Genomic DNA, 25,537 nt, shown 5'->3' on the forward strand with positions numbered 1-25,537 from the left:
AAGAACCGACAGACCAAATCGGGAGCAGGAAATGCCGAAATACAGGGTGCTGACGCCGAAGGGCGCGAGCTTCACGGTCGCAGGCAGCGACTATTCCTACGAACGCGAGGCGCTCGATCCGATCGATGCCGAAATCATCGAGGCGCCGGCCAATGAGGCCGAGTTCATCGCCGCCGCGAAAAACGCGGACGCCATTTATGCCAAAGGCATCCCCATCACCAAGTCGATCATCGACGCGCTGGAGAGCTGCAAGGTCATCACGCTCGGCTCGGTCGGCGTCGACAGCGTCGACGTGAAGGCCGCCACCGCCCGCGGCATTCCCGTCACCAACATCCCCGACACCTTCATCGAGGAGGTCGCCGACCACGCCATGATGCTGCTGCTCGCCGGGTTCCGCCGCCTGGTCGAGCAGGACAGGATGGCGCGCGACGGGCGCTGGGCCGAGGGCCGGCCGGCACTCCTGAAGATCCCGCGACTGATGGGCCAGACGCTCGGCTTCGTCTCGTTCGGCCGCGTCGCGCGTGCGGTTGCGAAGCGCGCTGCCCCGTTCGGCCTGCGCATGATGGCCTACGATCCCTTCATCCAGGAGACGCTGATGTGGGACCACGGCGTCATCCCGGCGACGCTGAACGAGGTGTTGACGCAATCCGACTTCGTCTCGATGCACGCCCCTGCCCGGCCCGAGGTGCATCACATGCTCACCGAGAAGCACTTCCGGCAGATGAAGAAGGGCTCGATCTTCATCAACACGGGCCGCGGCGCCACAGTGGACGAAGAGAGCCTGATCAAGGCGCTGCAGGAGGGCTGGATCGCGCACGCCGCCCTCGACGTGCTGGAGAAGGAACCGCCGTCGCACAACAATCCCATCCTCAGCATGGAGAACGTGACCCTGACCGCCCACGTCGCCTCGGCCTCGGCACGGTTCGACGAGGCGCGCAAGCGCCGGGTGGGCTACGAATTGTCACTGGTGCTCCAGGGCATGTGGCCGGTAAGCTGTGTGAATCCGTCGGTGCTGCAAAACACCGCGCTCCGCCGCTGGCAGCCCGTCGGCATGGATCGCGGCCCGAACAGCTGAGGCGGCCGGCGCCGAAAGGCGCCTGAGACCGGCAAGAGAATGAAACGACCCTTCACCGGCGAACAACGCCGGGAAGGGAGACATCATAGGGAGGAACTGATGAGGAACGACATCACACGTCGTGATGCCTTGGCGCTGGGCCTGTCTGCTGCGGCCCTCGCCGCTGCCGGTACTCCGGCGAATGCCCAATCCGCGATCAAGGCCGCGGACGTCCCCGCACCGAAGCTGGCGATCGAGAAAGGCGCGACGCTACGCATGCTCCGGCCGGTCCGCTTCGTTCAGGCCGACGAAGACGTGTTCCGCGCCAATGCGGCCAAGTTCACCAAGGAGACAGGCGTCGAGGTCAAGGTCGACTTCGTCGGCTGGGAAGACATCAACCAGCAGACCGCGGTGACCTCGAATTCCGGTGCCGGTCCTGACATCATCATCGGCTTCTCCGACGCACCGCACATCTATATCGACAAGCTGGTCGAGCTGACCGACGTCGCCGACTACCTCGGCAAGAAGTATGGCGGCTGGCAGAACCTCGCGAAGGCCTATGGCAAGAAGGCGAAGAGCGATACATGGATCGGGCTCCCGTTCGGGGCCACCGCCGGTCCCCTGATCTATCGCAAGTCCATCCTCAAATCCGTCGGCTTCGACAAGGCGCCCGACGACCACGCCGGCTTCCTGGATCTCTGCAAGAAGCTCCAGAAGGCCGGCAAGCCCGCCGGCTTTGCGCTGGGCAATGCCGTCGGCGACGGCAACGGCTTTGCGGACTGGATGATGTGGTCGCACAACGCCGCGCTGCTGGACGAGGAAGGCAATGTCACGATCAACAGCAAGGAAACCATCGCGGCGCTGAATTACGTCAAGGAGCTCTATCCGACCTTCATCGCGGGTACACCGTCCTGGAACGACGTCAGCAACAACCGCGCCTATTCCTCGCAGGAAATAGGGCTGACGGCGAACGGCGTGTCGCTGTACTTCTCGCTGAAGAACGATCCGGCGACCGCAGCCATCGCCGAAGACTCCGAACATCAGTTGCTGCCGAAGGGCCTTGCGGCGGCCTCGCCGATGTCGGGACTGACGCTGAACGCCATGGTGTTCAAGCACAGCCAGTATCCCAACGCCGCAAAGGCCTTCCTGCAATACATGCTGGAAAAGGACCAGTACGAGCCGTGGCTCAACGCCAACAGCGGCTACTGGTCGCAACCGCTCGCCGCCTATGCCGATGCTGCCGTGTGGAAGGGCGATCCCAAGGTCGCGGTGTTCAAGGACACCATGAACAGCAACTATTATGCCGGCTACAAGGGTCCGATTTCGACCGCCACCGGTGCTGTCCGCGCGGACTATGTGACGGTGCAGATGTTCGCCGCGGTCGCGACCGGTGCATCGACGCCGGAAGCTGCGGCCGCGGAAGCGGAGCAGCGCTGCAAGCGGTACTTCCGGCGGCAGAGGTAACCGGCCGGAAAATCGTCATTGCGAGCGAAGCGAAGCAATCCAGTCTTTCTCTACGGTTAAAGCCTGGATTGCTTCGTCGCTTCGCTCCTCGCAATGACGACGTGGTGACAGTCTAGAACAGGACGCCGACCAGATGTCCGTAACGACACTTTCCTCCCCCGTACAGCTACACCGGCAGCAATCGTGGTTGGTGCGGTTGTTCGACTACAAGCCGTTCCTGATCGTGATGTGCCTTGCGCCCGCGATTGGGCTGCTCGCCGTCTTCCTCACCTACCCGCTCGGCCTCGGCATCTGGCTCGCCTTCACCGACACCACGATCGGCAAGCGCGGCATTTTCGTCGGATTCGAGAATTTCCAGTACCTGCTCACGGATCCCCTGTGGTGGAACGCGGTATTCTACAGCGTGTTCTATACGGCGATCGCGACGTTCGGGAAGTTCGCACTCGGCTTCTGGCTCGCGCTGCTGCTCAACAACCATTTCCCGTTCAAGAGCCTGCTGCGCGCGATCGTGCTGCTGCCCTGGATCGTGCCGACGGTGCTCTCGGCGCTGGCATTCTGGTGGATCTACGATCCGCAATTCTCGATCATCTCCTATCTGCTGGTCGACGTGCTGCATTGGCGCACGACCAATATCGACTTCCTCGGCTCGCCCTGGCCGGCACGCTTCTCGCTGATCGCCGCCAACATCTGGCGCGGCATTCCCTTCGTCGCGATCTCGCTGCTGGCGGGCCTCCAGACCATCTCGCCTTCGCTCTACGAGGCGGCGATGCTCGACGGCGCCAGCGCCTGGCAGCGCTTCCGCTACATCACCTTCCCGATGATGATGCCGATCCTCGCCATCGTCATGACCTTCTCGATCATCTTCACCTTCACCGACTTCCAGCTGGTCTACGCCATCACCCGCGGCGGCCCGGTGAACTCGACCCATTTGCTGGCGACGCTGGCGTTCCAGCGCGGCATCGCGGGCGGCGAGCTCGGCGAAGGTGCGGCGATCGCGGTGTCGATGATCCCGTTCCTGGTGTTCGCGACGCTGTTTTCCTATTTCGGCCTGGCGCGCCGCAAATGGCAGCAGGGAGAGAGCAATGACTGACACCGTCGCGCAACCGACCGCCGACGCCAAGGCCCCACCCGACACCATGGCCTGGGATTCCGGGCTGCGGCGGCTGATGATGATCTATCTGCCGCTCGGCTGCTTCGTGCTGATCCTGCTGTTTCCGTTCTACTGGATGGCGATTACCTCGTTCAAGCCGAATGCGGAGCTGTTGAATTACAAGGATCACAACCCGTTCTGGATCACCTCGCCGACACTGGCACACATCAAGCATCTGCTGTTCAACACCGCCTATCCGCGCTGGCTGTGGACGACGATGATTGTGGCGATCGGCTCGACGACGTTGTCGCTGATCGCGAGCACGCTCGCCGCCTACGCGATCGAGCGCCTGCGCTTTCGCGGCAGTCCTTATGTGGGCCTCGGCATTTATCTGGCCTATCTGGTGCCGCCGTCGATCCTGTTCATTCCGCTAGCGACCGTCGTGGTGCAGTTCGGCCTGTTCGACTCGCCGCTTGCCCTGATCCTGGTCTATCCGACCTTCCTGGTGCCGTTCTGCACATGGCTCCTGATTGGCTATTTCAAGTCGATCCCCTACGAGCTCGAGGAATGTGCGCTGGTCGACGGCGCCACGCGGCTGCAGATCCTGCGGCGGATCACGCTGCCGCTCGCGGTGCCCGGCCTGATCTCGGCCGGCATCTTCTCCTTCACGCTGTCCTGGAACGAGTTCATCTACGCGCTCGCCTTCATCCAGAGTGGCGCCAACAAGACCGTGCCGGTCGCCATCCTGACCGAGCTCGTCACCGGCGACGTCTACCAGTGGGGTGCGCTGATGGCGGGCTCGCTGCTCGGCTCGCTGCCAGTCGCGATCTTCTACTCGCTGTTCGTGGATTACTACGTGTCGTCCCTGACCGGCGCGGTGAAGGAGTAATCTGCGGCGTTTAGCCCGGTTTCACAAAACTGCAATATGGCATCCGCATAAGGCGTGCTTCCGCTAACAGGAGACGCACATGCGCGCGACCTTTCTTGCCTCCGTCGCAACGATCGTTCTCACCGCGAGCACCGCGCTCGCGCAGAGCGAAGGCGAATTCCCGGCCAAGCTCGCCGGCCACGTGGTGATGCCGGCAGAATCGTTCATCGACGCGCCGGCCGACGCCCCCGCCGATCTCAAGACCTCGGGCAAATACACCACCGGCAAGCGCGTCGACGCGCTCGGCACCGTGATGGGCAAGTCCTATGAGCGGGCGACCGGCGTGTCGCTGCCGTTCAAGGGCCAGCCGCTGCAGGGCCATTCCGGCATCAAGACCATGCCCGACGGCAGCTTCTGGGTCATCACCGACAACGGCATGGGCGCCCGCGCCAACTCGCCGGATTCGATGCTCTATCTCAACCGCTACAAGATGGACTGGGCCGGCGGCAAGATCGAGCAGCAGGAGACCATCTTCCTGCACGATCCCGACAAGAAGGTACCGTTCCGCATCGTTCATGAGGACACGCAGAAGCGTTATCTCACCGGCTCCGATTTCGACACCGAGGGTTTCCAGATCATCGGCGACACCTTCTGGATCGGCGACGAGTTCGGCCCCTACATCCTGAAGGCCGACAAGACCGGAAAGATCCTCGGCGTGTTCGAGACGGTTGCCGACGGCAAGCCGGTGCGCTCGCCCGACAACTGGGCGGTGGCAACGCCGGGCGCCCCGGGCGCGACCTACACCCAACGTCAACCTGCGGCGCTCGAAGGGCTATGAGGGCTTTGCGTCGTCGAAGGACGGCAAGTTCCTCTACGGCCTGCTCGAAGGGCCACTGTGGGACGCCGAGAAGAAGGACTGGGAAAAGGTCGACGGCAAGGAAGCCTCCCGCATCCTCGAATTCGACGTCGCTGCCGAGAAGTTCACCGGCCGCTACTGGCAATATGTATTCGAGCAGAACGGCAATGCCATCGGCGACTTCAACATGATCGATCAGGCCTCCGGCCTGATCATCGAGCGCGACAATGGCGAAGGCACCGCCGACAAGGCCTGCCCGCAAGGCACCCGCGGCGACAATTGCTTCCCGGATCTGGCCAAGTTCAAGCGCGTCTACAAGATCGAGCTGACCGACGCCAATGTCGGCAAGCCCGTGCGGAAGATCGGCTATATCGACCTGATGAAGATCAGGGATCCCGACAAGAAGGCGCGCAAAGCCCTCAATGACGGCGTCTACACCTTCCCGTTCTTTACCATCGAGAACGTCGACCGCGTCGACGACACCCACATCATCGTCGGCAACGACAATAATCTGCCGTTCTCGTCCAGCCGCGATCCCAACAAGGCCGACGACGACGAGTTCATGCTGCTCGAAGTCGCCGATTTCCTGAAGGCGAAGTAGGGCGAAGCTCTCTCGACACGGTCATCGCCCGGCTTGACCGGGCGATCAGTACGCCGAGACACCAGCGATCGAATCGTTAGGCCTCGGCGTACTGGATGCCCCGGTTAAGCCGGGGCATGACAGCTGAGGTTCACCTCACCGTAAACTCCACCGGGATCGTGAACCCCATCGAACCGTTCTTGATCTCGTCCGGGATCGGCGGGAACGGGGAGGCCTGGCGGACCATCGACATCGCCTGGGCATCGAAGGCGGCAACGCCGGATGATCCGGCGAGGCGGCTGGACGTCACCTGCCCGCTGCGGCTGACGGTAAAGCTCAGCCTTGCGACCCCGCGCTGGCCGCCACCGCCGGATGGATATGAGTGAAAGCGCATCAGATGTGCGCGAACGCGTTGATTGTAGGACGCGATCGCCGAAGCCACCGCGCCTGCGCTCACGGCGGACGCCATCGGCGCCTCGCGCTCGGCCCGTGGCGGCGCGCTGGTGCGCGGCGCGGGCGTTGCGTCCGACGGCTTTTTCGCCTCGCGCCGAACCACTTTCGGCTTCTCCTGCGTGTGCTTTTCGACCGGCACGATCTTCGCCGGCTCGGGCTTGGCCGGCACCGGCTCGAGCTTGTGCTCGGGCGGCGCCACCACATCAGGCTTTTCTTGCGGCGGGGTCGGCGCGATGTTCTCCTCGACCATCTGCTGCTGCACCGGCTCGGGCGGCGAGGCGTCGGCCTCCTGCATCACGGGCCCCGGCGCAATATCGTTCGGAGTCGACTGCGGTGCCGACGTCACCGGCGTCATGTCGATCATGATCGCCGGCAGGCTGACGCCCTGCTCGGGCTGCGACCTCAGCCAGTTCATCGCCAGCAACGCCGCGGTGAGATGCAACGCCACGATCACCGCCGCCGATACGCCCCAGCGCGCGGTTCCGCGTTCGCCAAGCGGCTCGTGCAGCGCAAAGGCGTTCGCGGCGGCCATCAGCTGCGTCCGTCGAGGCCGACGAGAGCGACCTTGAGGTAGCCCGCATTGCGCAGCGCGTTCATGACCTCCATCAGGTCGCCATAGGAGACCGCCTTGTCGGCGCGCAGGTAAATGCGCTCCTCCTTATGGCCCTTGGTGGCCGCATCGAGCGCCGTGACGAGACCGTCGCGGGCCATGGTGTCCTCGCCGACGGCGACGGTCAGATCCGGCTTCACCGTCACGAAGGTCGGCTTGTCCGGTCGCGGTGCCGGCTCGGCCGCCGTCGCAGGCAGCTCAACACCGATATCGACGGTGGCGAGCGGGGCTGCGACCATGAAGATGATCAGCAGCACCAGCATCACGTCGATGAACGGCGTGACGTTGATCTCATGGGTCATTTCGAGATCGTCAGCGCCGCCGCGCGAGCCGAGCTTCGATCCCGAACGTGCGCCGAGCTTCGCGCCCATGGCTACTCCGCCGCCCGTGCCAGGCTGAATTCCCGGTGATCGCGCTGCCGGCTCACCAGCAGCATCAGTTGCGCCGAGGCGTCCCCCAGCAGCGCGCGGTAATTGGCGATGCCGCGGACGAGATGGTTGTAGATCACGACCGCGGGGATCGCGGCGACGAGGCCGAATGCGGTCGCAAGCAGCGCTTCGGCGATGCCGGGCGCGACCACCGCAAGACTCGTGGTGTGGCTCTCGGAAATGCCGATGAAGGAATTCATGATGCCCCAGACCGTGCCGAACAGGCCGACGAACGGTGCGGTGGCGCCGATGGTCGCGAGCACGCCGGTGCCGCGCGCGATCTGCCGCGACATCGCCGCCTCGACCCGCTCCAGCCGCAGCGCGACGCGCTCCTGGAGGCCGTCGTCGAGCACGCCGCCGGACAGCTCCGCCTCCTTGGCGCAGGACTGGATGAGCTGGGCGACGGCATCGTGTGCGTCGCCGGCGCGCTCTGCCGCTTCCGCCAATTTGATGTTGCCCTCGAGTGCGCGCGTCCGTTGCAAGGCCAGCGCGCCCTTGCGGCGCAGCTCGATGGACTTGGCCAGCCACACGGTCCACGTCACCAGCGAGGCGATGGCGAGCCCCACCATCACCGTCTTCACGACGATGTCGGCGCCGAGGAACATGCCCCAGGGCGACAGATTGCGCGGCAACAGCGCTTCGTCGATCGCGAAGGCCGGCGCCGGCGCAAAGGCCAGCGCGATTGTTACGATCACATGCCGAAGCTTCGAAATGCCCTGCATCCTGATCTCCCGACAAATGGAAAGAAATTACGCCACGGGTGAAGCCGCGATCCGGTCGGCAAGCTGCCGGAACCGCTCCAGCTGATCGCTGCGCAGCGCCCGGGTCTCGTCGCGGCCGACGAACACCTTGAACATGATGCCGCCGTCGGCATTGACGAAGGCGACGAAGGCGGACGTCTTGCCCATGAAGGGCCGCTCGACGAAGGCAACGGCCGCACAGCGCTCATGGCGGAGATGGCCGTGCAGGCCCTTCGGCTGCATCAGGTTGAAATAGCCGCGGCCGATCTCGCCCGCGGGAATCGAGCCCGTGAACTCGAAGATCGCGTCATCCGTATGCACGATCAGCGTGACCTCGCCCCACGCGGCGATGTCCTGCATGGCGGCCGCGAAATGCTCGCCGCCTCCGATGCGCACCATCGACGACGGCAGCGCCTCGATCACCGCGCGCGGTGAGACCTTGCGCTCACGCGCAACGTCCTCGATCACCGCGCCGGGATTGTCGGTCATATACGCCTTGAGATCGGCGAGATCGGTGCTCAACATATTCCGGCTCCCTTCCGCAATCGGCCGCGATCTAGGCGGCCGCGTTCGTCTTGCGCTCGGTCAGGATGACCTCGAACCCTTCGAACTTGGGATGGCCGAGATAGAGGCTTTCACCGGTCTGGTTGTCGGCGCGGGCGTGAGCGCGGCGGAACTGGTCCGACTTGGTCCAGGCCTCGAAGGCCGCCTTGTCGACCCAGACGGTATGGGACGAGTACAGCGTGTGGTCCTCGAGCACCGGTCCCTTGAGCAGGTGGAATTCGACGAATCCGGCCATGCTGCCGAGATAGGACTCGCGGGTGCGCCAGACGGTCTCGAACGCGGCTTCCGAGCCGAGCTTCACCTGGAAACGATTCATGGCGATGTACATAAGGTCTCTCCTTCTCATCAAAAAACGAAAACGCGCCGAAGCCGCGCTGGAGCATCAGCGCGGCCCGGCGGAATTGGATGGTGTTGCGATGCCCTGTGCTTACGCACCTCCAAAGTGAATCTTCAGGCCGGCCTTGTAGACCCTGCCCGCCCCCGGGCTCGTCCACAGCACGTCGTTCTGCGTGGTGCCGTCGGTCGAGCTGCCGGGAATGGCGTAGGGCCGGTAGTACTGGTTCAAGAGATTGTCGATCGAGGCCGAGAACACGATGTCCTTGGTGGCAGCGTAGGTCAGGTACAGGTTGACCAACTCGTACCCGGTCGAAGGGATGTAGCCGGCGGGCACGTCATTGTTGGCACCGTACGAGGCCCACTGCGCCGAGACGATCAAGGTGCGGTCGAGCAGGCGGACGCCGCCGGTCGTGACGACCTTGCGCGGGGTGATGGTCGCGAGCCCGATATTGGTCTGGGCGTTCTTGCCCTGGATGTAGTGGCCGGCGACACCGATGAACCAGTTGCCCGCATCGTACATCGTCTCCGCCTCAAACCCCTGGATGCGGGCGTTGGCGATGTTCTGGTACTGGTAGAACTGGCTGAACGAACCGAACCCGGTCGGGACCGGCGTCGAGGCGACGAGGTCGATGTAGTCGGAGACGTCGTTGCGGAACAGGTTGATCTTGCCGCGGAACGAGTCGGAAGCCGAGAAGATGTTGTCGTATTTCAGGTTGAAGCCGACTTCCTTGTTCTTGCCGACTTCAGGACGAAGGTTCGGGTTGGGCAGGAAGCAGAACAAGCCGCTGGTGCCGTCCGGGCAGACGAAGAAGGCCGGACCGCCGCCGGTCGCATGCGCACCCGAGATCACGGTCTCGGTGATCGACGGCGCGCGATAGCCTTCGGCGTAGCTCACATAGGGCTGAAAGCCCGCAACCGGCGTGACGCCGAGGGTGATCTTCGGCGAGAAGCGGTCGCCGCTCGAGTTGGTCTTGCCGGATTCCAGATCATAGCGATCGTAGCGGATGGCGCTGACCGCCTCGAACCAGCTGCTGTAGTTCTGCTTGAGCTGAATGAAGCCGCCCGACACCGTGCGGATACCGCTTGGCGTGGTGATGTTGGAATTGCCGCGGCTGTCCTTGGTGATCACGTCGTCCTGGAACGCATCGACGCCGTAGGTCACGGCATTGCGCCAGTCACCGACGTTGAAGCGCGTGGTGTTGTTGGCGTCGAAGCCGAACGTATTGAGGTCATAGCTGCGCTTGTCGCCGACGCAGCCCGAGATGTTGTTGCCGACATTGCCGGCGCCGCAATACGCCGCGCCCGCGGTCGAATAGTGGTAGGTCTTGGTCTGGTCGTTCTCGGTGCGATTGCCGTAGATCGACACGTGCGAGTCGAACAGATTGTCGCTCGGCAGCGAGTAATTCCAGGTCAGCGTGCCGGTGTAGTTCTTGGTGTCGGAGGAATAGACCGACGAGCCCTGATAGAGCGCGCGCTGGGCGGCTGTCGCCACCGGGCCGGTGTTCATCTGGCCGATCGTGTATTGATAATCCTGGAAGGTGGCGCCGAACTTGACCTCGTGGCCGAGCGCGGGGCGCACCGTCAGCTTCAACAGCCCGGCCTCGACCTGGTTGTTGGTGTTGCCGATCACGGTACCGTTGCCGTCCTTGTAGTTATCCTGGGTGCGGTAGACCGCGCCGCCGAAGATATCGATATCGGGCGTGGCTCGCACGCCGCCGAACACCGAGCCGAGACCACGATTGCTGTTGGACCCGTAGGTGCCTGAGAGATCGACACCCCAGCGCTCGCCGGGACGCAGCACGTCGTTGATGTCCTTGGTGCGGAACGAGACCAGGCCGCCGATCGCGCCGGAGCCGTAGATGTTGGCGGTCGGACCGCGCACGACGTCGACGCCGCCGATCAATTCGGGATCGAGGAAGAACGAGCCGTTGGCGTTGTGGCCGGTGCGCTGGTAGTTCTGCCGCGCGCCGTCGACCACGACCGCGACGCGGCCGAAATCCTGCAAGCCGCGAACGTTGATGACGGTCGCCGGATCGTCGCCGCGCTCCTGGAACGACACGCCCGGCACGGCGTAGAAGATGCCCGACAGCCGGTTCGGCTGTAGCCCCTGGATCTGGTCGAGCGAAATCGAACTGACCGGCGCAAGCGAGTCGATCGCGCGCTCCTTGGTCTTGGTTGCAGCGACCGTGATGGTATCGAGCACCTGCACCGGCGCAGCGCCACCGGCCTGGGCGCGGGCGTTCATGACCTCAGGCGTCGCCTGCTGCGCGACCTGCGGCTTGGCCGGCTTGCGCTTGGCCTGTTTCGGCCGTTCCGAGGACACACTTTCAGCCTGCGGTGATGCGGTCTGCGCGAGACTTCTCTCGGTCGCCAATGCCGCGATGGAAACCACCGACGCGCCCAAAATCAAGGCGCGCGAATACCTAGCCCCGTCAGCCATAACCCCAACCCAATCATCTTGTGTCTTGTTTGGCTGGCGTGCGCTGCACGAGGCGAGCGACTGGCTGGCTAACCTGTGATGCGGGCTCCCCGGCCCACATCGTCATAATTGGTTACGTGGCAACACTCAGGCGGTCAATGTCACAGGGTTGCAGTTTATATCGATTGTAAAATGCCGCCGTTGGAATGCGCCCGATGCCGCCTATACAAACAGGCAGCACTTCCCCAGATTTCGAGAGCGCATCACTTTAACAATGTCAGCATCATCCGGAGACAACATCGGCGGAGCGGCAGGGCCAACAGAAAGCCCTTCTGCAACAGCGAGAACCTTGACCATGCGCGGGAGCCGGATCGACAGCCGCGAGCTCTTCGCGGCAGAGCGTGAGATCATCATCGCGCATGGCGAAGACAATTATCGCCTCCGCCTGACCTCGCAGAACAAGCTGATCCTGACGAAGTAACCCGCAATGACATTTTGTCGCACCCTCGCAAACCTCCTGCTATCAGGCACGATCGCGTGCGCGTCCACCGCGCACGCCGCCGGTATCACGGTGCATGATGCGCGCAATCGCGACGTCACCGTTGCCGACTTCGCGCGGACGGTCTCGATCGGCGGCGCCATCACCGAGATCCTCTATGCGCTCGGGCTGGAGAGCCGGCTGGTCGGCGTCGACACCACCAGCCTTTATCCGGCGGCAGCGCTGCACGACAAACCCAATGTCGGCTACATGCGGCAGATCTCGGCCGAGGGCGTGCTCGGCCTCAACCCCTCGCTGATCCTGGCCATTCAGGGATCCGGCCCGCGCGAGACCATGGACCTGCTGGAGACGGCGAAGGTACCGCTGGTGCTGGTGCCCGAGACCTTCTCCGAAGAAGGTTTGGTCGAGAAGATCAAGCTGGTCGGCCACGCCATGGGTGTCGATGCGCGCGCCGAATGCCTCGCGACCGCGGTCGGCGCCGATCTCAAGCAATTGCGCACGTTGCGCGCCAAGGTGACGAAGCCGGTGCGCGTGATGTTCGTGATGTCGCTGCTGAACGGGCGGGCGATGGTGGCCGGCCACAAGACCGCCGCCGACGAGATCATCCAGCTCGCGGGTGCCACCAACGCAGTCGAGGATTACGACGGCTACAAGAATATCGGCGACGAGGCGATCGTGGCGGCCAAGCCCGACGTCGTTCTGTCGATCGAGCGCGGCAAGGACTCGCTTCAGGCCGACGCGGTCTACACCCATCCCGGCTTCGCCCTGACGCCGGTCGCCGCCAACAAGAGCTTCATCACGATGGACGGGCTCTATCTGCTCGGCTTCGGGCCGCGCACGGCCGCGGCGGCGCGCGATCTCTCGGTCAAGCTCTATCCGGCCCTGGCCGATGGCAGCGCATTCACGTCGGCCCTGTCGGCGGCGAACTGCCGGCAATGAGCGAGCCGGTCGGGACCGGGGTACGAAGCCCGCGACGAGCCGGCGCGGGACGGCGGTTCTCGTCTGTCGCGATTCCCTGTCTGCTTGCGATGCTGGTCGTCACCGCGATCGTCGCGCTGACGGTGGGCGCTGCCGGCATTCCCCTCTCCCGTCTGCCTGCCGCACTGGGATTGGCCGGCACCACGCCCGCCGATCCCATGACGGCGCGCGACCAGCTCGTGCTGTGGTCGATCCGCATTCCCCGGATCGCGGCGACCGCGATGGTCGGCGGCCTGCTCGCTGCGGCCGGCGCGATCATGCAGGGCCTGTTTCGCAATCCGCTCGCCGATCCCGCGCTGGTCGGCGTCTCCAGCGGCGGCGCGCTGGCGGCCGCAAGCGCCATCGTCTTCACGGACTCGCGCTTCGGCGAGACGCTGCGCTTTCTCCAGACCGAGTTGTTGCCGCTCGCAGCCTTCGCGGGCTCGCTGGCCACGACCGCGATCCTCTACGGCATATCGAGCCGCGCCGGCCGCACCTCGATCGCGATCTTCCTGCTGGCCGGCGTCGCCATCACCGCCATCACCAATGCCGGCATCGGGCTGCTGGTGTTCATCGCGGACGACCGCCAGCTCCGCGACATCACGTTCTGGATGCTGGGCTCGATGAGCGGCGCGACATGGGCCAAGGCCGCGGTGCTCGCGCCGGTCCTCGTCGTCGGGCTTGGGGCCTGCGCCTACATCGCCCGCGGCCTCGATCTCCTGGTGCTCGGCGAGGCCGACGCTTTTCACGGCGGCGTCGATGTCGAACGGCTGAAGCGGATCTCGATCGTCATGGTCTCCGCCATGACCGGCGTTGCGGTGTCGATCAGCGGCGTGATTGGTTTCGTCGGCATCGTGGTGCCGCATCTCCTGCGGCTCGTCATCGGACCCGCGCACCGCCTGCTGCTGCCGGCCTCGGTGCTTTCAGGTGCCATCCTGCTGGTCGGCGCAGACACGCTGGCACGCACCATCGTCGCCCCCGCGGAAATGCCGATCGGTATCCTGACTGCCGCCGTCGGCGCGCCGGTCTTTTTGGCGATCCTGCTGCGGCAGCGCGGGCTCGCCTCGCTATGAGCGCCGTGATCGAGGCGCGGGGCCTGAGCAAGCGCGCCGGTCGCGCGACGCTGCTCGATGGCGTCAGTCTGACGGTCACGGCTGGAGAGATGGTCGCCATCATCGGCCCGAACGGCGCCGGCAAGTCGACATTGCTGCGGCTGCTCTCCGGCGATCTCCGCCCGAACGACGGCGAGGTGCGGCTGAAGCAGCGCGATATCCGCCTCTATACGCCGCGCGAGCTTGCCGCGCGCCGGGCGATGCTGTCCCAGCACATCAACGTCACCTTCCCGTTCACGGTCGAAGAGATCGTGCTGATGGGCGCCGGCGATCGCAGTGTGCGCGATGCCGGTGCGCTCGTCGACGCTGCGCTCGACGAGGTGGGGCTGTCGCATTTCCGCGAACGGCAATTGCCGACGCTGTCAGGCGGTGAGCAGCAGCGCGCCCATTTCGCCCGCGTGCTGGTGCAGCTCGCCTGCGGCGAGGCCGAGCACGGACCGGGTCTGTTGCTGCTGGACGAGCCGACATCGAGCCTCGATCTGCGCCACCAGATCGACCTCGTCGAGGCCGCGCGCCGTCGCGCGGCTGGCGGCACGGCCGTGATCGCGATCCTGCACGACCTCAACCTCGCGATCCGCTTCGCCGACCGCCTGGTCGTGCTGAACGGCGGCAAGCTCGTCGCCGATGGCCCGCGCGCCGAGATCGTCACGCGCGAGATCATCCGCGACATCTTCGAGATCGACGCCGTCGTCCATCAGGCTGACGACGGCGTGCCTTACGTGCTGCCGCAATCGATGCACGCGGCGGCCGATTCGGTTGCAGCGCCACACCGGCCCTGACCCGTCTCGGGCGATCTCCGCCATCAGACCACAGCCGGGAAATTTCCCGTTGCGCCTTCCGGCGAAAAATGGAAACTTTCTCAACCATTGCTTGAGCCGTTTTCATTTTCTACTTTCAGAGATCGGGCCATATGCGCCGCGACACCCTCGTCTCAATCGCCCTGCTCGCCTTTGTCATCGTGTCGATCGCCCTGTTCTTTTGGGTCGGCGACCATGCGGCAACGTATTTCAAGGGCACAGGCTTCGACCCGCGGTTTCCGGAAAAGACGCTCGGCTACGCCGCCGACGATCTGCGGAAGCTCGTGACATCGAACGTCGCCGGCAGCTACGCCTCTCCCATCCTGTTTCCGCTGGATTTTATCGTGATGCTGGCGCTGTCAATATCCATGGGAGCGGCATCCCGCTTCTGGATCAGTGCGCCCTATCCCGGACTGGCGCGCTACGCGCTGGTGTTGCCGGGACTATATCTCCTCGCCGACCTGATCGAGGACAGCCTGCTGATCTGGCTGCTTCGGCGCGGCGATGCAGATACTGCCGCCTCCATGCTGCTGCTTCTGAAGTCCATCACGACGATCAAGCTGGTCAGCGTCACGGGCTGCTTCGCGCAAACGGCTTTGGCCTTCGTGGTGTGGCTGCGCCATCGCCGGTAAGCGGAAGGGGGCTGTCTCGCATCGGCCCCCTCCCGGGCAGTCACGTCATCCAAGGCACGACCCGGAAGAATGCGCCGCGGCTCTTCCGGGAGATCGTGCTTTGATCTAACCCGCCGGTACGACCACCATGCTCTTGTCCTTCGGCCAGCGGATGCGCCAGGCGAAGTTGATGTCCTTGACTTCGCCTGGCTTGGCGTCGAACGACCATTCCAGCACGCCGCGCTTGTCGCGGATGTTGCTCGCGGTCGGCGGCGTGGTCGCGGGTAGCATCTCGACGACGATGTCCTCGTTCTCGCTGACCGGCAGCTGATCCTCGATCGCGACCTTGATCGGGAAGTCGTGACCGTTGCGGATCGTGGTCTTGAAGGAACGCTCGTCAGTCTTCGACGTCGTCACCAGCAGGCCTGCCGAACCTTCGTTGCGCTTGAGCACGGCGCGCTGGATCTTGACCTTGTCGTCGGCGCCGAAGCCGAGCCGCACGGTGTCGTCCTTGGCCGAGGCCGAAAGCTTGCCGCGGCCGACGAAAACGCCGTCACGATAGATCGCGACCTTGCCCGGCAACAAAGTCGTGTCGTCGGTCTGCTTGAAGCTGGCTTCGAGGAAGGCGGTCGGGTCGATCACCGGTGCCGCGCGCACCGCGAGCTCCGCCGGCACGTTCATCGAGGCGATGCGCAGGCTCTTGGCACCTTCGGCGGCGCCGAGGCTGACGCGGCCGGGAATCCTGAACGTGGCCTGGAAGTCGCCGATCTCGGCAACCGCCTGCTGCTCGTCGGCGCGTTCGCGCGGCTCGGCAGCTTCCGCGGCCTTGGCCATCGAAGCAGATTGCGCTTGGCGGGTCATCGGAGCTGGCCGCGCCAGATCGGAGGACGCGCCGAGTGCCATCGGCCTCGGCGGTTGCGGATATTGTGCCACCAGGGAGCCCAGCTCCGGAGCACTGCCGCCGCGGCTGATACGCACCGTGGAGACTCCGAGCGTCACGTTCGACCAGTCCTCGCCGGTCGATTGCGTGATCTCGGCGCGGCGGACCAGCTCCAGCTGCGGCTTGCGATCCTTGGCGCCGGTGTCGAGCCGGGCATCATAGAGCGGTAGCCAGCGCGCATTGCGCACATTGTAAGTGACCCGCAACGTCGCCTTCGTCGCCGCTGTCGCCGCAACGTCCATGCGGACTTCGAGCTTGCTCGGCGGCTTGGCCTTGCGCTCGACGTCGAGCTGGGCGATCTGCCGGTCGATCTCGCGCATCTTGCGCGTGGCATCACGGATGGCGGTATCGGCGCTCGCAATTTCTTCGCCGACCGCGGCAAAAGCCGTACGCCATTCGGCGATCGGCCGCGCCTCGCCTTTCTCGCCGATGCCCACGGGAGACGCCTCCGCAAAGTGCTCTGCGAACTTCCGCCGCGCACCGGCCGAGTCGATTGTGCCTTGCAGATCGGCGCGCTGGTCGTTCAGGGCCTCGATGCGCTTGTCCAGTTCGGGCAGGTTGACGGGTGCCGCGCGCGGCGTTCGCGCATCGATCGTGCCGATGGTGAGTTTTGCGCCGCCTTCGCCCTCGACCCGGAGGGAGGACGTATCGAGCCCGAGCGGGAAGTCCCTGGCCACCAGCGTCGTATCGCCGGACGGCAGGTCGATCGTGATGATGCGGGTCACGGTGGCGCCGTCGGGGTAAACCGTGACGGTGTCGATGGCCGATGTGGCGTCCACATCGGCGGCCCATGACGGCGACGCCGTTGCCATGGTCACCAGAACCAGGCTCGTCGTCGCCAAACATCTTGCGGTGATGCGCATAAAGTCCCTCCTGCCGATTTCGCCGCGCCGCCAGCCGGACGCGCGCGATCAAATGCCTCGCCAACATGGTTGGACGCGGCAGGGAAGGAACTGGTTCGATTGGGGTTTCCGTGGGGCGCCGCGGCGGCGGCAGCAAGGCCGCGAAACGTTGTCGTTCCGCGGCCGAGGTCGTTAAACCTGAGCGGGCGAACCCTGGCCGAAGATGCGGCGGAGCAGGTCTGTCACATTCTTCGCGCCGGCCTTCTTCAGGATGCCGGCACGGTAGCCCTCGACCGTCCGCGCGCTCAGATGCATGCGCCGGGCGATCTCCTTGTTGGTGAGGCCATCAGCGAGATGCTCGAGCACGTCGCCTTCGCGTCCCGTCAGAGGCTCACAGCCCGGCAGCCAACGCTGCCGGTTTGAAGCCGGCTGCCCGGACTCGTCGATCGCGGCATCGATCCGGTCGACGATGTCGTGGGTGCGGAACGGCTTTTCGATGAAGTCGGCCGCGCCGCTCTTGATGGCATCGACAGCCATGGAGATGCTGCCGTTCGCCGACGTCACCAGCACTGGCGCCATGCAGTTTTCCTCGCGCAGGCGCTTGAGCACGTCGAGCGCGGAGCGGTCGGGCGGCATCTCCAGCAGCACGCAGGCCGGCATCCGCGCCTTGGCTTCCGACAGCAGCGATGCGCCATCGGCGAAACAGATCACATCATAGGCGCTCTGTTGCAGCGCGCTTGAAAGTTGTTCGCGGGAGGCGGCGTCGGTTTCAATGACGAATACCTCACCCTTGGAAAGCATGTTCCCCGGCATAATCCCGATCCAGCAATGTCTTGGTCAAATGATACGCGACGGCCGCGGGGCCCACCGCCCTGCTGCGCCGTCATGGAGCACGGCATTCGCGCCTGTGCTTCGCTTTCCCTTATGTATGTTCCGCCCTGTTCCCGGATTTGACGGATCGGGACAGAAACTTTACATTTCGGGACATCTGCGGGAATGGCTGACAGGAACGGGTCGCATGACCGACCTCATTCGCAGCGCAGGCTTGAGCTACTACCCGGATGTGGCCCGGTCGGTGGGACTCGACCCCAAACAGATGATGCGCAAGGTCAGGCTGCCGCTGGCCGTGCTCGACGAGCCCGATACCCCCATTGCCGTCACGGCCTTACGTCGCCTGCTCGAATTGTCGGCAGAGGCTTCGGGTGCGGAAGATTTCGGCTTGCGGCTCGCCGAGCGCGGCGGCCTCACCAATTTCGGCGCGGTTGGCCTGATCGTGCGCGAGCAAGCGACCGTCGGCGAAGCCATCGAGGCTTTCTCGCGCTTCATCCATATCCATCATGACGGCATGAAGCTCGACATCGTCAGGGACAAGCAGACCGTGACCGTCGCGCTGCATCTGCGCGGCCGGCAGCCGACCGCCCTGCGGCAGTCGATCGACATGGCGCTCGGCAGCGTCCACCGCATCATCCAGTCGCTGTTCGGCAGCGATTGGCGGCCGCTGGAGGTGCACCTGCACTATCCGCCGCCGCACGACCGCAAGCGTTACCGCGACTTTTTCGGCTGCCGCGTGACCTTCAATGCGGAGGACGATGCGATCCTGTTGTCGGCACACGACATGGAGCGCCGAATCCCGAGCGCGCATCCGCTGATCGCCAGCTATCTGCGCAAGCGCATCGAGGCGATCGAAACGCGGCCGGCAAGCTGGGAAGAGAAGGTCGACGAGGTCGTCCGCCTCCTGCTCGCGAGTGGCGACTGCACGGTCGAACGCGTGGCCGAGCACCTCGCCTGCACCCGCCGCACCATCCACCGGCACCTGGCCGAAGCCGGTACCAGCTTTTCGGCGATCCTCGATGCGCAACGCGCCGATCTCGTGATCCAGCTGATCGACGATCCCGGCCGGCCGCTGGCCGATATCGCCGCGCAGCTCGGCTTCTCCGCGCAGAGCGCGATGGCGCGCTGGTTTCGCGGCCGCTTCGGCTGCACCATCACGGCATGGCGCAAGGGCGTGCGGCCGCCGGCAAAACCGGACGGCGTACCGTCAGACAGCGCGGCTTAAGCTCATCCCTGGATCAGGCGTGCTCGAAAGGACCGACCTCGCGGATGACCTTGCAGATCTGCAGGAAGCCGCTGGCATAGAATTCGGCATGCCCGCGCTTCATGGTCTCGACATGCTCCGGATGCGTCCGCCAGGCTTCGAGCGCCTCCTCCGAGGCAAAGCGAAACACGGTCAACTCCTCGCCGTCGTCGGCCTTGAATGACTTGACCGACAGGAAGCCCGGAAGGCCGCTGACAGTATTGTACATGCGCTCGCCGAGCCGGTCATATTCCTCGGCCTGCGCGCCATCCCGCAGCTTGAGATCGCCGATCACAACGACTTCGCCAATCATTTTCGATCCATTCCTCAATCGCGTTCCCACGCCCGGACCAACAGCCGGCGTGCTTCGAAAGGGAGTTTCGGATCGACGATGGCGTTTGTTACGCCTGCAAGGATTTCAGCGCGCCGGGACCGGCACTCCCATGATGGCGAGTGCGCGCCGGGGGCTGCCGGCGAGCAGCGGGCCAAACGCAATGGCAAAGCCGAGGAACGCGACGACCCAGCCGCAGGCCGCAATATGCAGCAACGTGTCGCTATAGGCTGGTATCACCACGGCGACGATCCGTGCCAAGGCCGCGACGATAATCGCGACGTAGATCCCTTGCGTCGCTGGCGATGCCGTCAGCACCTGGCCGGTATGGCCGAGGCTCGCACGCGTCATCACCGCAAGCGTCATCGTGCCGGCGGCACCGGCCATCCAGGCATGAATGCCCGCGCTCGGCGGCAATGCGCCGAAGGCAGCTGCCGCATGCAGGATGAAACCGAGCGGAACGAAGACATAACCGACATGGAGGATCAGCAGCAGCCGCTCGCGTGTGGTGCGGTCGCCGGCCCAGCGCGCAAGGCGAACCAGATGCAGGACGCCGACGAGCGCCATCACGACACCCGTGATCATGTTCAGCGGCGCCACGATCCACGCGATCAGCGCGAGCGCGCTCAATCCGACGACCGCGCCGTCGAAGCGACCGAACGGCACCGGCAGGCGGCCGGGATTGAACTTGACCAGCCAGTTGCGGGTGAAGCTCGGGATGATGCGGCCGCCGATCAGCGCGATCAGCAGCACGACCACGCCGATGCCCACACGGATGCTGACATCCGCCGCGCCTTCAAAGTGCGCTTCGAGATGGAAGGCGACATTGCCTGATAGCAGCACCAGCACGAGCACGACGACGGGCAGATTGCGCCAATTGCCGCCGGCGATGATCTCGCGCGTTGCGGCCGCGACGACCAGCGACAGGAAGGCGGCATCGACGACCAGCGCGAAGGCCCAGCCGAGATCGGCGGACAACGTCACTGCGGCACGACCGGCCAGCCACACCACCACCAGCGCGCCGAGCGACGTGCCCTGGATCGGCAACCGACCGGTCCAGTTCGGGATCGCCGTGAACAGGAATCCCGTGATGACAGCCGGCAGGAAGCCGTAGAGCATTTCGTGGACGTGCCAGTCGCGCGGCGCAAAGGCGGAGCTCACGGACAATTCACCGTAGAACATCGGCAGCCAGGCCAGGATCGACAGCCCGGCCTGGATCGCGGCGAGCAGGAAAAACGGCCGAAAGCTGTTCGCAAACAGCGGCCAGCCCTCAAAGTTACGGGATCGGGCGCCAGCCATGGGGCAACTCCTGTGAATTCGGACTGTTGGCTGGAAAAATACTGCCGTCCGGCCAAGCCCGTTTTGCGCTATCGCAAACTGCCCGACGATTGCAGGTGCCATCACACTCCCGTGCGCCAAACGCCCGAGCGCCGAGGAGACAGAATGGCCACGGTCGACACATCGCTGGTTGCGCATTTGCCGCTGTTCGCCGGCGTCCAACCCAGGGATCTCGACGAGATCCTGCGCGAGGCCCGCTCGGCGCGTTATCCCAGGAACACCGCCATTTTCGAGCAGGGCGCGGACGCGCAATCCTTCTTCCTGCTGCTGCACGGCCATGTCCGCGCGGCCAAGACCACGCCGACCGGAGAGCAGATCGTGGTGCGCTATGTCGCGCCCGGCGAAACCTTCGGCCTCGCGATGGCGATTGGCGCGGCGCACTATCCGGCAACGGCGATGGCGGTCGACGACAGTGTCGTCCTGATCTGGCCGGTTTCGGCCTGGCCTCGGTTGATCGAGCGGTTTCCGGCGATTGCCGCCAACACGCTCCAGACCGTCGGCGCGCGACTTCAGGAGAGCCACACGCGCATCCTGGAAATGTCGACCCAGCAGGTCGAGCAGCGCGTCGCGCATGCGCTGCTGCGGCTCGCCAAACAATCCGGCAGGAAGCTCGACCACGGCATCGAGATCGACTTCCCGATCAGCCGCCAGGACATCGCGCAGATGACCGGCACCACGCTGCATACGGTGAGCCGCATCCTCAGCGGCTGGGAGAGCCAGGGCCTGGTCGAGAGCGGCCGTCAACGGATCATCCTGCGTGATCCGCACAGGATCGTGGTGCTCGCGGAGCGCAGTCCGGATAGCGGCGCGGCCTAGCTCGTCTTCTCCCTCTCCCCCGTTCTTACGGGGAGAGGTGAACAAGGAAAATAGGGGTGAGGATGCTTTCGCTTACGGAGAAAGCTTGCCCTCACCCGGGAGTTCGCACGCGACCCGCGCAAACTCCGACCCTCCTCACGCCGGCACGCATTCGCACAGCGCGGCGAGGAATTTGTCCCGATCGATGCCGTGCTCGCGGCAGGCATCGTCCACGGTGTGGAAGGTCGCGATCGGACAGCCGACACAGGCCATTTTGAAAGCAAGGAACACGCGGATCGTGTGCGGCGAAGTGCGCATGATGTCGTCGACCAGATCGTCGGACCGGAAGGGCATGGACAACTCCGTTCCGAAATGACGATAGCGGAGCGGGGTCGGGTTTCTTTGTTGGAGAGCAAGCTGGTGGTTGCTTCTCTCTTGGCGAGATCTGAGCGAGCGCCTCGTCCTTCGAGACGACCGCTCCGCGGTCTCCTCAGGATGAGGCTGAACGGCGGCTGTGCCCGTCGAAATAGCTTCCACGCATTCCGTCCTCATCCTGAGGGCCCGCCGACGGCGGGCGTCTCGATGGATGCGCCACGGGCGAGGTGAACTACACCGCCCGGCTATGCAACTGCTTGCCCGGATCCAGATGCGCATCGAACGCGGCGGCGACGCTGCGGACCAGGAAGCGCGAGTCGCTTGCCACCGCGAGGCGGTCGCCGTCCAGCTTCACCACGCCATCCGAGATCAGGGGCTTCAGGCGCGCAGCCGATTGCAGCATCGCCTCCGGCTCCGCGCCGTGACGCGCGCAGATGTCGCCGAGATCGGCGCTGAACTCGCACATGATGCGCTCGATGATGTCGGCGCGCAGACGGTCGTCATCGGTGAGCCCGTAGCCCTTCTTGGTGGCCAAATGGCCGTTGGCTATGCTCTGCGCATAGGCGCCGATCTGCACCTCGTTCTGGACATAACCCTGCGGCAGATGTCCGATCGCGCTCGCACCAAAGCCGATCAGGACCTCGCCCCGGTCGGTGGTGTAGCCCTGGAAATTGCGCCGCAGCGTCCGGTCCTCGAAGGCGACGGCCATGGCGTCATCAGGACGCGCGAAGTGATCGAGCCCGATCTGCACATAGCCTGCTTGTTTCAGCGCGTCGGCAATCGCGCAGGCCTGGTCATGACGCGCCAGGCCATCTGGCAGGTGCCTCTCGTCGATCATGCGCTGGTGCTTCTTGAACGCGGGGACATGCGCATAGCCGAACACCGAGAAGCGGTCGGGCCCGAGTTCGAGCGAACGCCGCACGGTGTCGAGGCAGGACGCGACGGTCTGGTGCGGCAGGCCGTAGATGAGGTCGAAGTTGACACCCTTGATGCCGGCACGCTGGAGGCTGTCCACGACGGAGGCCGTCTGCTCAAAGCTCTGCACGCGGTTGATCGCGCGCTGCACGACCGGATCGAAGCTTTGCACGCCAAGGCTGGCGCGGTTGACGCCGGACAGCCGCATCGCTTCCACCATCTCCGATGTCAGCGTGCGCGGGTCGATCTCGACCGCGATCTCGGCCGACGGCAGCACGAAGAACGAATGGCGCATCGCCGCCATCAGCTCGGCAAAGGCATCCGGCGCCATGATCGTCGGCGTGCCGCCACCGAAATGGATGTGCTCGACCTTGATGCGGCGGCCGATCGTTTCGGCGACCTGCGCGATCTCGCTGCGCAGCGTACGCTGATAGGCCGCGATCAGCCCGTCGCGGCGGACGATCTGGGTGTGGCAGCCGCAGTACCAGCACATCTCGCGGCAGAACGGCACGTGCAGATAGAGCGACGCGCTGCCGCCTGCGGGCAGCTCGGACAGCCATCTTGCATAAGTGTCGGCGCCGATGACCGGCGAGAAATGCGGCGCGGTCGGATAGCTCGTGTAGCGCGGCAGACGTTCTTCGCCATAGCTCGCCGCGAGATCGGTCCTCATGTCTTGCCCATTCGTCAATCGATGCCACGGGTGGGCAGCGCGTTCCGGATGGCATGGGATGCCCCGTTTTCGGACTGGCGACCTTGCGCTCGCTCAAAGTCGGAGCGCCGGATTTGGTCGATGATGACGTTTCATCATTGCCTCCTGGAGTAAGGCCATGGCGTTGCTCGCGCTCGTCGCAAGAGCTCCTCACAATGACGGTGGAGAGACAGTGCGCGTCCTCACGCCCAAACGAAAATGGCCGGGACGAAGCCCGGCCATTCACGTTCATTACGACGGCTGTCTTACGTGTTCGTCAGCGCGACGCGGAATTCGGCTTCAGTCTTGGCCTTGACCTCGTCGAGCGAGACGCCGTCGGCGAGCTCGATCAGGGCCATGCCGCCGTCGCCGTGCTTGTCGATGGTGAAGACGGCGAGATCGGTGACGACCATGTCGACCACGCGCTCGCCGGTCAGCGGCAGATTGCACGTCTTCAGCAGCTTCGAGCCGTCCTTGGCCGAATGCTCCATGACCACGACGACGCGCTTGACGCCGGCGACCAGGTCCATCGCGCCGCCCATGCCCTTGACCATCTTGCCGGGGATCATCCAGTTGGCGAGATCGCCGTTCTGGGCCACCTGCATGGCGCCGAGGATCGACAGGTCCATGTGGCCGCCGCGGATCATGCCGAAGGAATCCGCGCTCGAGAAATACGAGGTCGAGGGCAGCTCGCTGACGGTCTGCTTGCCGGCGTTGATGAGGTCGGCATCTTCCTCGCCCTCATAGGGGAACGGGCCCATGCCGAGCATGCCGTTCTCGCTCTGGAGGCTGACGTCGACCCCGTCGGGGATGAAGTTCGAGACCAGCGTCGGAATGCCGATGCCGAGATTGACGTAATAGCCGTCGCGCAGTTCCTTCGCGGCGCGCGCGGCCATCTGTTCACGGGTCCAGGCCATATCGTTCTCCTGATCTCAAGCTGCCGTGCGCGGGCGGGTGTTGCGGAATTCGATGCGCTTCTTGGCCGTGCCGACCTCGACGATGCGCTTCACGAAGATGCCGGGCGTGTGGATGTGGTCGGGATTGAGTTCACCGGCCGGAACCAGATGCTCGACCTCGGCCACCGTCATCTTGGCGGCGGTCGCCATCATCGGGTTAAAGTTGCGCGCGGTCTTGCGGTAGATGAGGTTGCCGGCGGTGTCGCCCTTCCAGGCGTGGACGATGGCGAGGTCGGCGAACAGGCCGCGCTCCATCAGATACTTCTCGCCGTCGAATTCCTTCACTTCCTTGCCTTCGGCGATCAGCGTGCCGACGCCGGTCTTGGTGTAGAAGGCCGGGATGCCGGCGCCGCCGGCGCGGATGCGCTCGGCCAGCGTGCCCTGCGGATTGAATTCGAGTTCCAGCTCGCCGGCGAGGAATTGCTGGGCGAACAGCTTGTTCTCGCCGACATAGGACGAGATCATCTTCTTGATCTGGCGGGTTTCGAGCAGGCGGCTGAGGCCGATGCCGTCGACGCCGGCATTGTTGGAGACGACCGTCAGGCCCTTGACGCCGGACTCGCGGATCGCATCCGACAGCTCCTCGGCAATGCCGCAGAGACCGAAGCCGCCCGACATGATCATCATGTTGTCTTTGAGAATACCGGCGAGAGCCGACTTGGCGTCGGGATAGACCTTGTTCATGCAAAAAACCTTCGACTGAACCTTCGGCTGCAGGCGTCGCGCCCGGTTGGCGGCGATTATTAGGCGAAATCCGCCAAAGCCGTCAATGATACGGGGTTCTCCGTTTCGCGCCCGGGTGATAGAAGCTGCCCACGCCGTGGGCAGAACGGTCCGCGGCCTTG

At 64.7% G+C, this 25,537-nt stretch carries 25 protein-coding genes and 1 pseudogene; 12 read left to right on the top strand and 14 right to left on the bottom strand.

The annotated features are described in order from the left end of the window. Positions 1 to 31: 31 nt before the first annotated feature. From AB7532_RS30435 to AB7532_RS30455, 5 genes and pseudogenes are all read left to right on the top strand, one after another. A complete protein-coding gene (locus AB7532_RS30435) occupies positions 32 to 1,075 on the top strand; it encodes a C-terminal binding protein (RefSeq protein ID WP_441238360.1) in 1,044 nt (347 codons plus the stop codon). A gap of 99 nt (positions 1,076 to 1,174) precedes the next feature. After that, positions 1,175 to 2,518: an ABC transporter substrate-binding protein gene (locus AB7532_RS30440; protein ID WP_441238361.1), complete on the top strand. Its 1,344-nt coding sequence runs from the start codon at positions 1,175 to 1,177 to the stop codon at positions 2,516 to 2,518. A 133-nt stretch (positions 2,519 to 2,651) separates the two neighbouring features. Continuing rightward, the gene (locus AB7532_RS30445; RefSeq protein ID WP_441238362.1) at positions 2,652 to 3,608 is read left to right on the top strand and encodes a carbohydrate ABC transporter permease; all 957 of its coding nucleotides are present in this window, start codon (positions 2,652 to 2,654) and stop codon (positions 3,606 to 3,608) included. Then, entirely contained in the window at positions 3,601 to 4,497 is an 897-nt protein-coding gene (locus tag AB7532_RS30450; protein ID WP_441238363.1) for a carbohydrate ABC transporter permease, read from the top strand. Before AB7532_RS30445 ends, AB7532_RS30450 begins: the two co-directional genes overlap by 8 nt. A 79-nt stretch (positions 4,498 to 4,576) precedes the next feature. Continuing rightward, positions 4,577 to 5,933: pseudogene (locus tag AB7532_RS30455) on the top strand (esterase-like activity of phytase family protein). Between the two features lie 130 nt (positions 5,934 to 6,063). On the opposite strand, the gene AB7532_RS30460 reads toward AB7532_RS30455, so the two are convergent. The 6 genes from AB7532_RS30460 to AB7532_RS30485 form a co-directional block, all read right to left on the bottom strand. Then, entirely contained in the window at positions 6,064 to 6,897 is an 834-nt protein-coding gene (locus AB7532_RS30460) for a TonB family protein (protein ID WP_441238364.1), read from the bottom strand. After that, on the bottom strand, positions 6,897 to 7,346 hold the full coding sequence (gene exbD, locus AB7532_RS30465) for a TonB system transport protein ExbD (protein ID WP_441238365.1): 450 nt from the start codon (positions 7,344 to 7,346) through the stop codon (positions 6,897 to 6,899). Before exbD ends, AB7532_RS30460 begins: the two co-directional genes overlap by 1 nt. A gap of 2 nt (positions 7,347 to 7,348) precedes the next feature. After that, a complete protein-coding gene (gene exbB, locus AB7532_RS30470; RefSeq protein ID WP_441238366.1) occupies positions 7,349 to 8,125 on the bottom strand; it encodes a tonB-system energizer ExbB in 777 nt (258 codons plus the stop codon). A gap of 27 nt (positions 8,126 to 8,152) precedes the next feature. Beyond that, entirely contained in the window at positions 8,153 to 8,668 is a 516-nt protein-coding gene (hutX, locus tag AB7532_RS30475) for a heme utilization cystosolic carrier protein HutX (protein WP_441238367.1), read from the bottom strand. Positions 8,669 to 8,699: 31 nt separating this feature from the next. Beyond that, positions 8,700 to 9,035 (bottom strand): antibiotic biosynthesis monooxygenase family protein, encoded by a 336-nt coding sequence (locus AB7532_RS30480; protein WP_441238368.1) that lies wholly within the window; start codon positions 9,033 to 9,035, stop codon positions 8,700 to 8,702. Positions 9,036 to 9,134: 99 nt separating this feature from the next. Continuing rightward, complete coding sequence (locus AB7532_RS30485; RefSeq protein WP_441238369.1) at positions 9,135 to 11,483, bottom strand: TonB-dependent hemoglobin/transferrin/lactoferrin family receptor; 2,349 nt, start codon at positions 11,481 to 11,483, stop codon at positions 9,135 to 9,137. Positions 11,484 to 11,817: 334 nt separating this feature from the next. On the opposite strand from AB7532_RS30485, the gene hemP reads away from it, so the two are divergent. The 5 genes from hemP (at position 11,818) to AB7532_RS30510 (ending at position 15,459) form a co-directional block, all read left to right on the top strand. Then, on the top strand, positions 11,818 to 11,943 hold the full coding sequence (gene hemP, locus AB7532_RS30490) for a hemin uptake protein HemP (protein ID WP_198172815.1): 126 nt from the start codon (positions 11,818 to 11,820) through the stop codon (positions 11,941 to 11,943). 6 nt (positions 11,944 to 11,949) lie between these two features. Beyond that, the gene (locus AB7532_RS30495; protein WP_441238370.1) at positions 11,950 to 12,900 is read left to right on the top strand and encodes a heme/hemin ABC transporter substrate-binding protein; all 951 of its coding nucleotides are present in this window, start codon (positions 11,950 to 11,952) and stop codon (positions 12,898 to 12,900) included. Then, positions 12,897 to 13,991 (top strand): FecCD family ABC transporter permease, encoded by a 1,095-nt coding sequence (locus AB7532_RS30500; protein WP_441238371.1) that lies wholly within the window; start codon positions 12,897 to 12,899, stop codon positions 13,989 to 13,991. Before AB7532_RS30495 ends, AB7532_RS30500 begins: the two co-directional genes overlap by 4 nt. After that, positions 13,988 to 14,809 carry a heme ABC transporter ATP-binding protein gene (locus AB7532_RS30505; RefSeq protein WP_441238372.1) on the top strand — a complete coding sequence of 274 codons (822 nt, stop codon included), beginning with the start codon at positions 13,988 to 13,990 and terminating at the stop codon, positions 14,807 to 14,809. Before AB7532_RS30500 ends, AB7532_RS30505 begins: the two co-directional genes overlap by 4 nt. 131 nt (positions 14,810 to 14,940) lie before the next feature. Next, on the top strand, positions 14,941 to 15,459 hold the full coding sequence (locus AB7532_RS30510; protein WP_441238373.1) for a hypothetical protein: 519 nt from the start codon (positions 14,941 to 14,943) through the stop codon (positions 15,457 to 15,459). Positions 15,460 to 15,564: 105 nt separating this feature from the next. Here the strand turns inward: AB7532_RS30510 and AB7532_RS30515 are convergent, their stop codons facing one another. Further along, complete coding sequence (locus AB7532_RS30515) at positions 15,565 to 17,241, bottom strand: mucoidy inhibitor MuiA family protein (protein ID WP_441238374.1); 1,677 nt, start codon at positions 17,239 to 17,241, stop codon at positions 15,565 to 15,567. A gap of 171 nt (positions 17,242 to 17,412) precedes the next feature. Further along, the gene (locus tag AB7532_RS30520) at positions 17,413 to 18,033 is read right to left on the bottom strand and encodes a response regulator transcription factor (protein WP_441238375.1); all 621 of its coding nucleotides are present in this window, start codon (positions 18,031 to 18,033) and stop codon (positions 17,413 to 17,415) included. Between the two features lie 205 nt (positions 18,034 to 18,238). Here AB7532_RS30520 and AB7532_RS30525 point away from each other — a divergent pair, with 205 nt between their 5' ends. Then, complete coding sequence (locus AB7532_RS30525) at positions 18,239 to 19,276, top strand: AraC family transcriptional regulator (RefSeq protein ID WP_441238376.1); 1,038 nt, start codon at positions 18,239 to 18,241, stop codon at positions 19,274 to 19,276. Positions 19,277 to 19,289: 13 nt separating this feature from the next. On the opposite strand, the gene AB7532_RS30530 is transcribed toward AB7532_RS30525, so the two are convergent. Beyond that, the gene (locus AB7532_RS30530; protein ID WP_441238377.1) at positions 19,290 to 19,607 is read right to left on the bottom strand and encodes an antibiotic biosynthesis monooxygenase family protein; all 318 of its coding nucleotides are present in this window, start codon (positions 19,605 to 19,607) and stop codon (positions 19,290 to 19,292) included. A gap of 105 nt (positions 19,608 to 19,712) precedes the next feature. After that, a complete protein-coding gene (locus AB7532_RS30535) occupies positions 19,713 to 20,924 on the bottom strand; it encodes an NnrS family protein (protein ID WP_441238378.1) in 1,212 nt (403 codons plus the stop codon). 144 nt (positions 20,925 to 21,068) lie between these two features. On the opposite strand from AB7532_RS30535, the gene AB7532_RS30540 reads away from it, so the two are divergent. After that, positions 21,069 to 21,779, top strand: coding sequence for a Crp/Fnr family transcriptional regulator (locus AB7532_RS30540; RefSeq protein WP_441238379.1), 711 nt, complete (start codon positions 21,069 to 21,071; stop codon positions 21,777 to 21,779). Between the two features lie 135 nt (positions 21,780 to 21,914). Here the strand turns inward: AB7532_RS30540 and AB7532_RS30545 are convergent, their stop codons facing one another. From AB7532_RS30545 to AB7532_RS30560, 4 genes are all read right to left on the bottom strand, one after another. Beyond that, a complete protein-coding gene (locus AB7532_RS30545) occupies positions 21,915 to 22,112 on the bottom strand; it encodes a DUF1858 domain-containing protein (protein ID WP_441238380.1) in 198 nt (65 codons plus the stop codon). Between the two features lie 253 nt (positions 22,113 to 22,365). Beyond that, a complete protein-coding gene (gene hemN / locus AB7532_RS30550) occupies positions 22,366 to 23,718 on the bottom strand; it encodes an oxygen-independent coproporphyrinogen III oxidase (protein WP_441238381.1) in 1,353 nt (450 codons plus the stop codon). A 284-nt stretch (positions 23,719 to 24,002) separates the two neighbouring features. Next, positions 24,003 to 24,653: a 3-oxoacid CoA-transferase subunit B gene (locus tag AB7532_RS30555; RefSeq protein ID WP_441238382.1), complete on the bottom strand. Its 651-nt coding sequence runs from the start codon at positions 24,651 to 24,653 to the stop codon at positions 24,003 to 24,005. A gap of 15 nt (positions 24,654 to 24,668) precedes the next feature. Further along, entirely contained in the window at positions 24,669 to 25,376 is a 708-nt protein-coding gene (locus AB7532_RS30560; protein WP_441238383.1) for a CoA transferase subunit A, read from the bottom strand. Between the last annotated feature and the right edge of the window lie 161 nt (positions 25,377 to 25,537).

The organism is Bradyrhizobium sp. 930_D9_N1_4 (genome assembly GCF_052076015.1).
Lineage (GTDB): Bacteria > Pseudomonadota > Alphaproteobacteria > Rhizobiales > Xanthobacteraceae > Bradyrhizobium.

Excerpts from the sequence above, each read along its gene's own strand:
- AB7532_RS30520 (WP_441238375.1), bottom strand. The coding sequence starts at position 18,033 with ATGCCGGGGAACATGCTTTCCAAGGGTGAGGTATTCGTCATTGAAACC.
- AB7532_RS30505 (WP_441238372.1), top strand. The coding sequence starts at position 13,988 with ATGAGCGCCGTGATCGAGGCGCGGGGCCTGAGCAAGCGCGCCGGTCGC.
- AB7532_RS30440 (WP_441238361.1), top strand. The coding sequence starts at position 1,175 with ATGAGGAACGACATCACACGTCGTGATGCCTTGGCGCTGGGCCTGTCT.
- AB7532_RS30535 (WP_441238378.1), bottom strand. The coding sequence starts at position 20,924 with ATGGCTGGCGCCCGATCCCGTAACTTTGAGGGCTGGCCGCTGTTTGCG.
- AB7532_RS30485 (WP_441238369.1), bottom strand. The coding sequence starts at position 11,483 with ATGGCTGACGGGGCTAGGTATTCGCGCGCCTTGATTTTGGGCGCGTCG.
- AB7532_RS30525 (WP_441238376.1), top strand. The coding sequence starts at position 18,239 with ATGACCGACCTCATTCGCAGCGCAGGCTTGAGCTACTACCCGGATGTG.
- AB7532_RS30460 (WP_441238364.1), bottom strand. The coding sequence starts at position 6,897 with ATGGCCGCCGCGAACGCCTTTGCGCTGCACGAGCCGCTTGGCGAACGC.
- exbB (WP_441238366.1), bottom strand. The coding sequence starts at position 8,125 with ATGCAGGGCATTTCGAAGCTTCGGCATGTGATCGTAACAATCGCGCTG.
- exbD (WP_441238365.1), bottom strand. The coding sequence starts at position 7,346 with ATGGGCGCGAAGCTCGGCGCACGTTCGGGATCGAAGCTCGGCTCGCGC.
- AB7532_RS30500 (WP_441238371.1), top strand. The coding sequence starts at position 12,897 with ATGAGCGAGCCGGTCGGGACCGGGGTACGAAGCCCGCGACGAGCCGGC.
- AB7532_RS30515 (WP_441238374.1), bottom strand. The coding sequence starts at position 17,241 with ATGCGCATCACCGCAAGATGTTTGGCGACGACGAGCCTGGTTCTGGTG.
- AB7532_RS30545 (WP_441238380.1), bottom strand. The coding sequence starts at position 22,112 with ATGCCCTTCCGGTCCGACGATCTGGTCGACGACATCATGCGCACTTCG.
- AB7532_RS30540 (WP_441238379.1), top strand. The coding sequence starts at position 21,069 with ATGGCCACGGTCGACACATCGCTGGTTGCGCATTTGCCGCTGTTCGCC.
- hemN (WP_441238381.1), bottom strand. The coding sequence starts at position 23,718 with ATGAGGACCGATCTCGCGGCGAGCTATGGCGAAGAACGTCTGCCGCGC.
- hutX (WP_441238367.1), bottom strand. The coding sequence starts at position 8,668 with ATGTTGAGCACCGATCTCGCCGATCTCAAGGCGTATATGACCGACAAT.
- AB7532_RS30495 (WP_441238370.1), top strand. The coding sequence starts at position 11,950 with ATGACATTTTGTCGCACCCTCGCAAACCTCCTGCTATCAGGCACGATC.
- AB7532_RS30480 (WP_441238368.1), bottom strand. The coding sequence starts at position 9,035 with ATGTACATCGCCATGAATCGTTTCCAGGTGAAGCTCGGCTCGGAAGCC.
- hemP (WP_198172815.1), top strand. The coding sequence starts at position 11,818 with ATGCGCGGGAGCCGGATCGACAGCCGCGAGCTCTTCGCGGCAGAGCGT.
- AB7532_RS30530 (WP_441238377.1), bottom strand. The coding sequence starts at position 19,607 with ATGATTGGCGAAGTCGTTGTGATCGGCGATCTCAAGCTGCGGGATGGC.
- AB7532_RS30510 (WP_441238373.1), top strand. The coding sequence starts at position 14,941 with ATGCGCCGCGACACCCTCGTCTCAATCGCCCTGCTCGCCTTTGTCATC.
- AB7532_RS30555 (WP_441238382.1), bottom strand. The coding sequence starts at position 24,653 with ATGGCCTGGACCCGTGAACAGATGGCCGCGCGCGCCGCGAAGGAACTG.
- AB7532_RS30445 (WP_441238362.1), top strand. The coding sequence starts at position 2,652 with ATGTCCGTAACGACACTTTCCTCCCCCGTACAGCTACACCGGCAGCAA.
- AB7532_RS30435 (WP_441238360.1), top strand. The coding sequence starts at position 32 with ATGCCGAAATACAGGGTGCTGACGCCGAAGGGCGCGAGCTTCACGGTC.
- AB7532_RS30560 (WP_441238383.1), bottom strand. The coding sequence starts at position 25,376 with ATGAACAAGGTCTATCCCGACGCCAAGTCGGCTCTCGCCGGTATTCTC.
- AB7532_RS30450 (WP_441238363.1), top strand. The coding sequence starts at position 3,601 with ATGACTGACACCGTCGCGCAACCGACCGCCGACGCCAAGGCCCCACCC.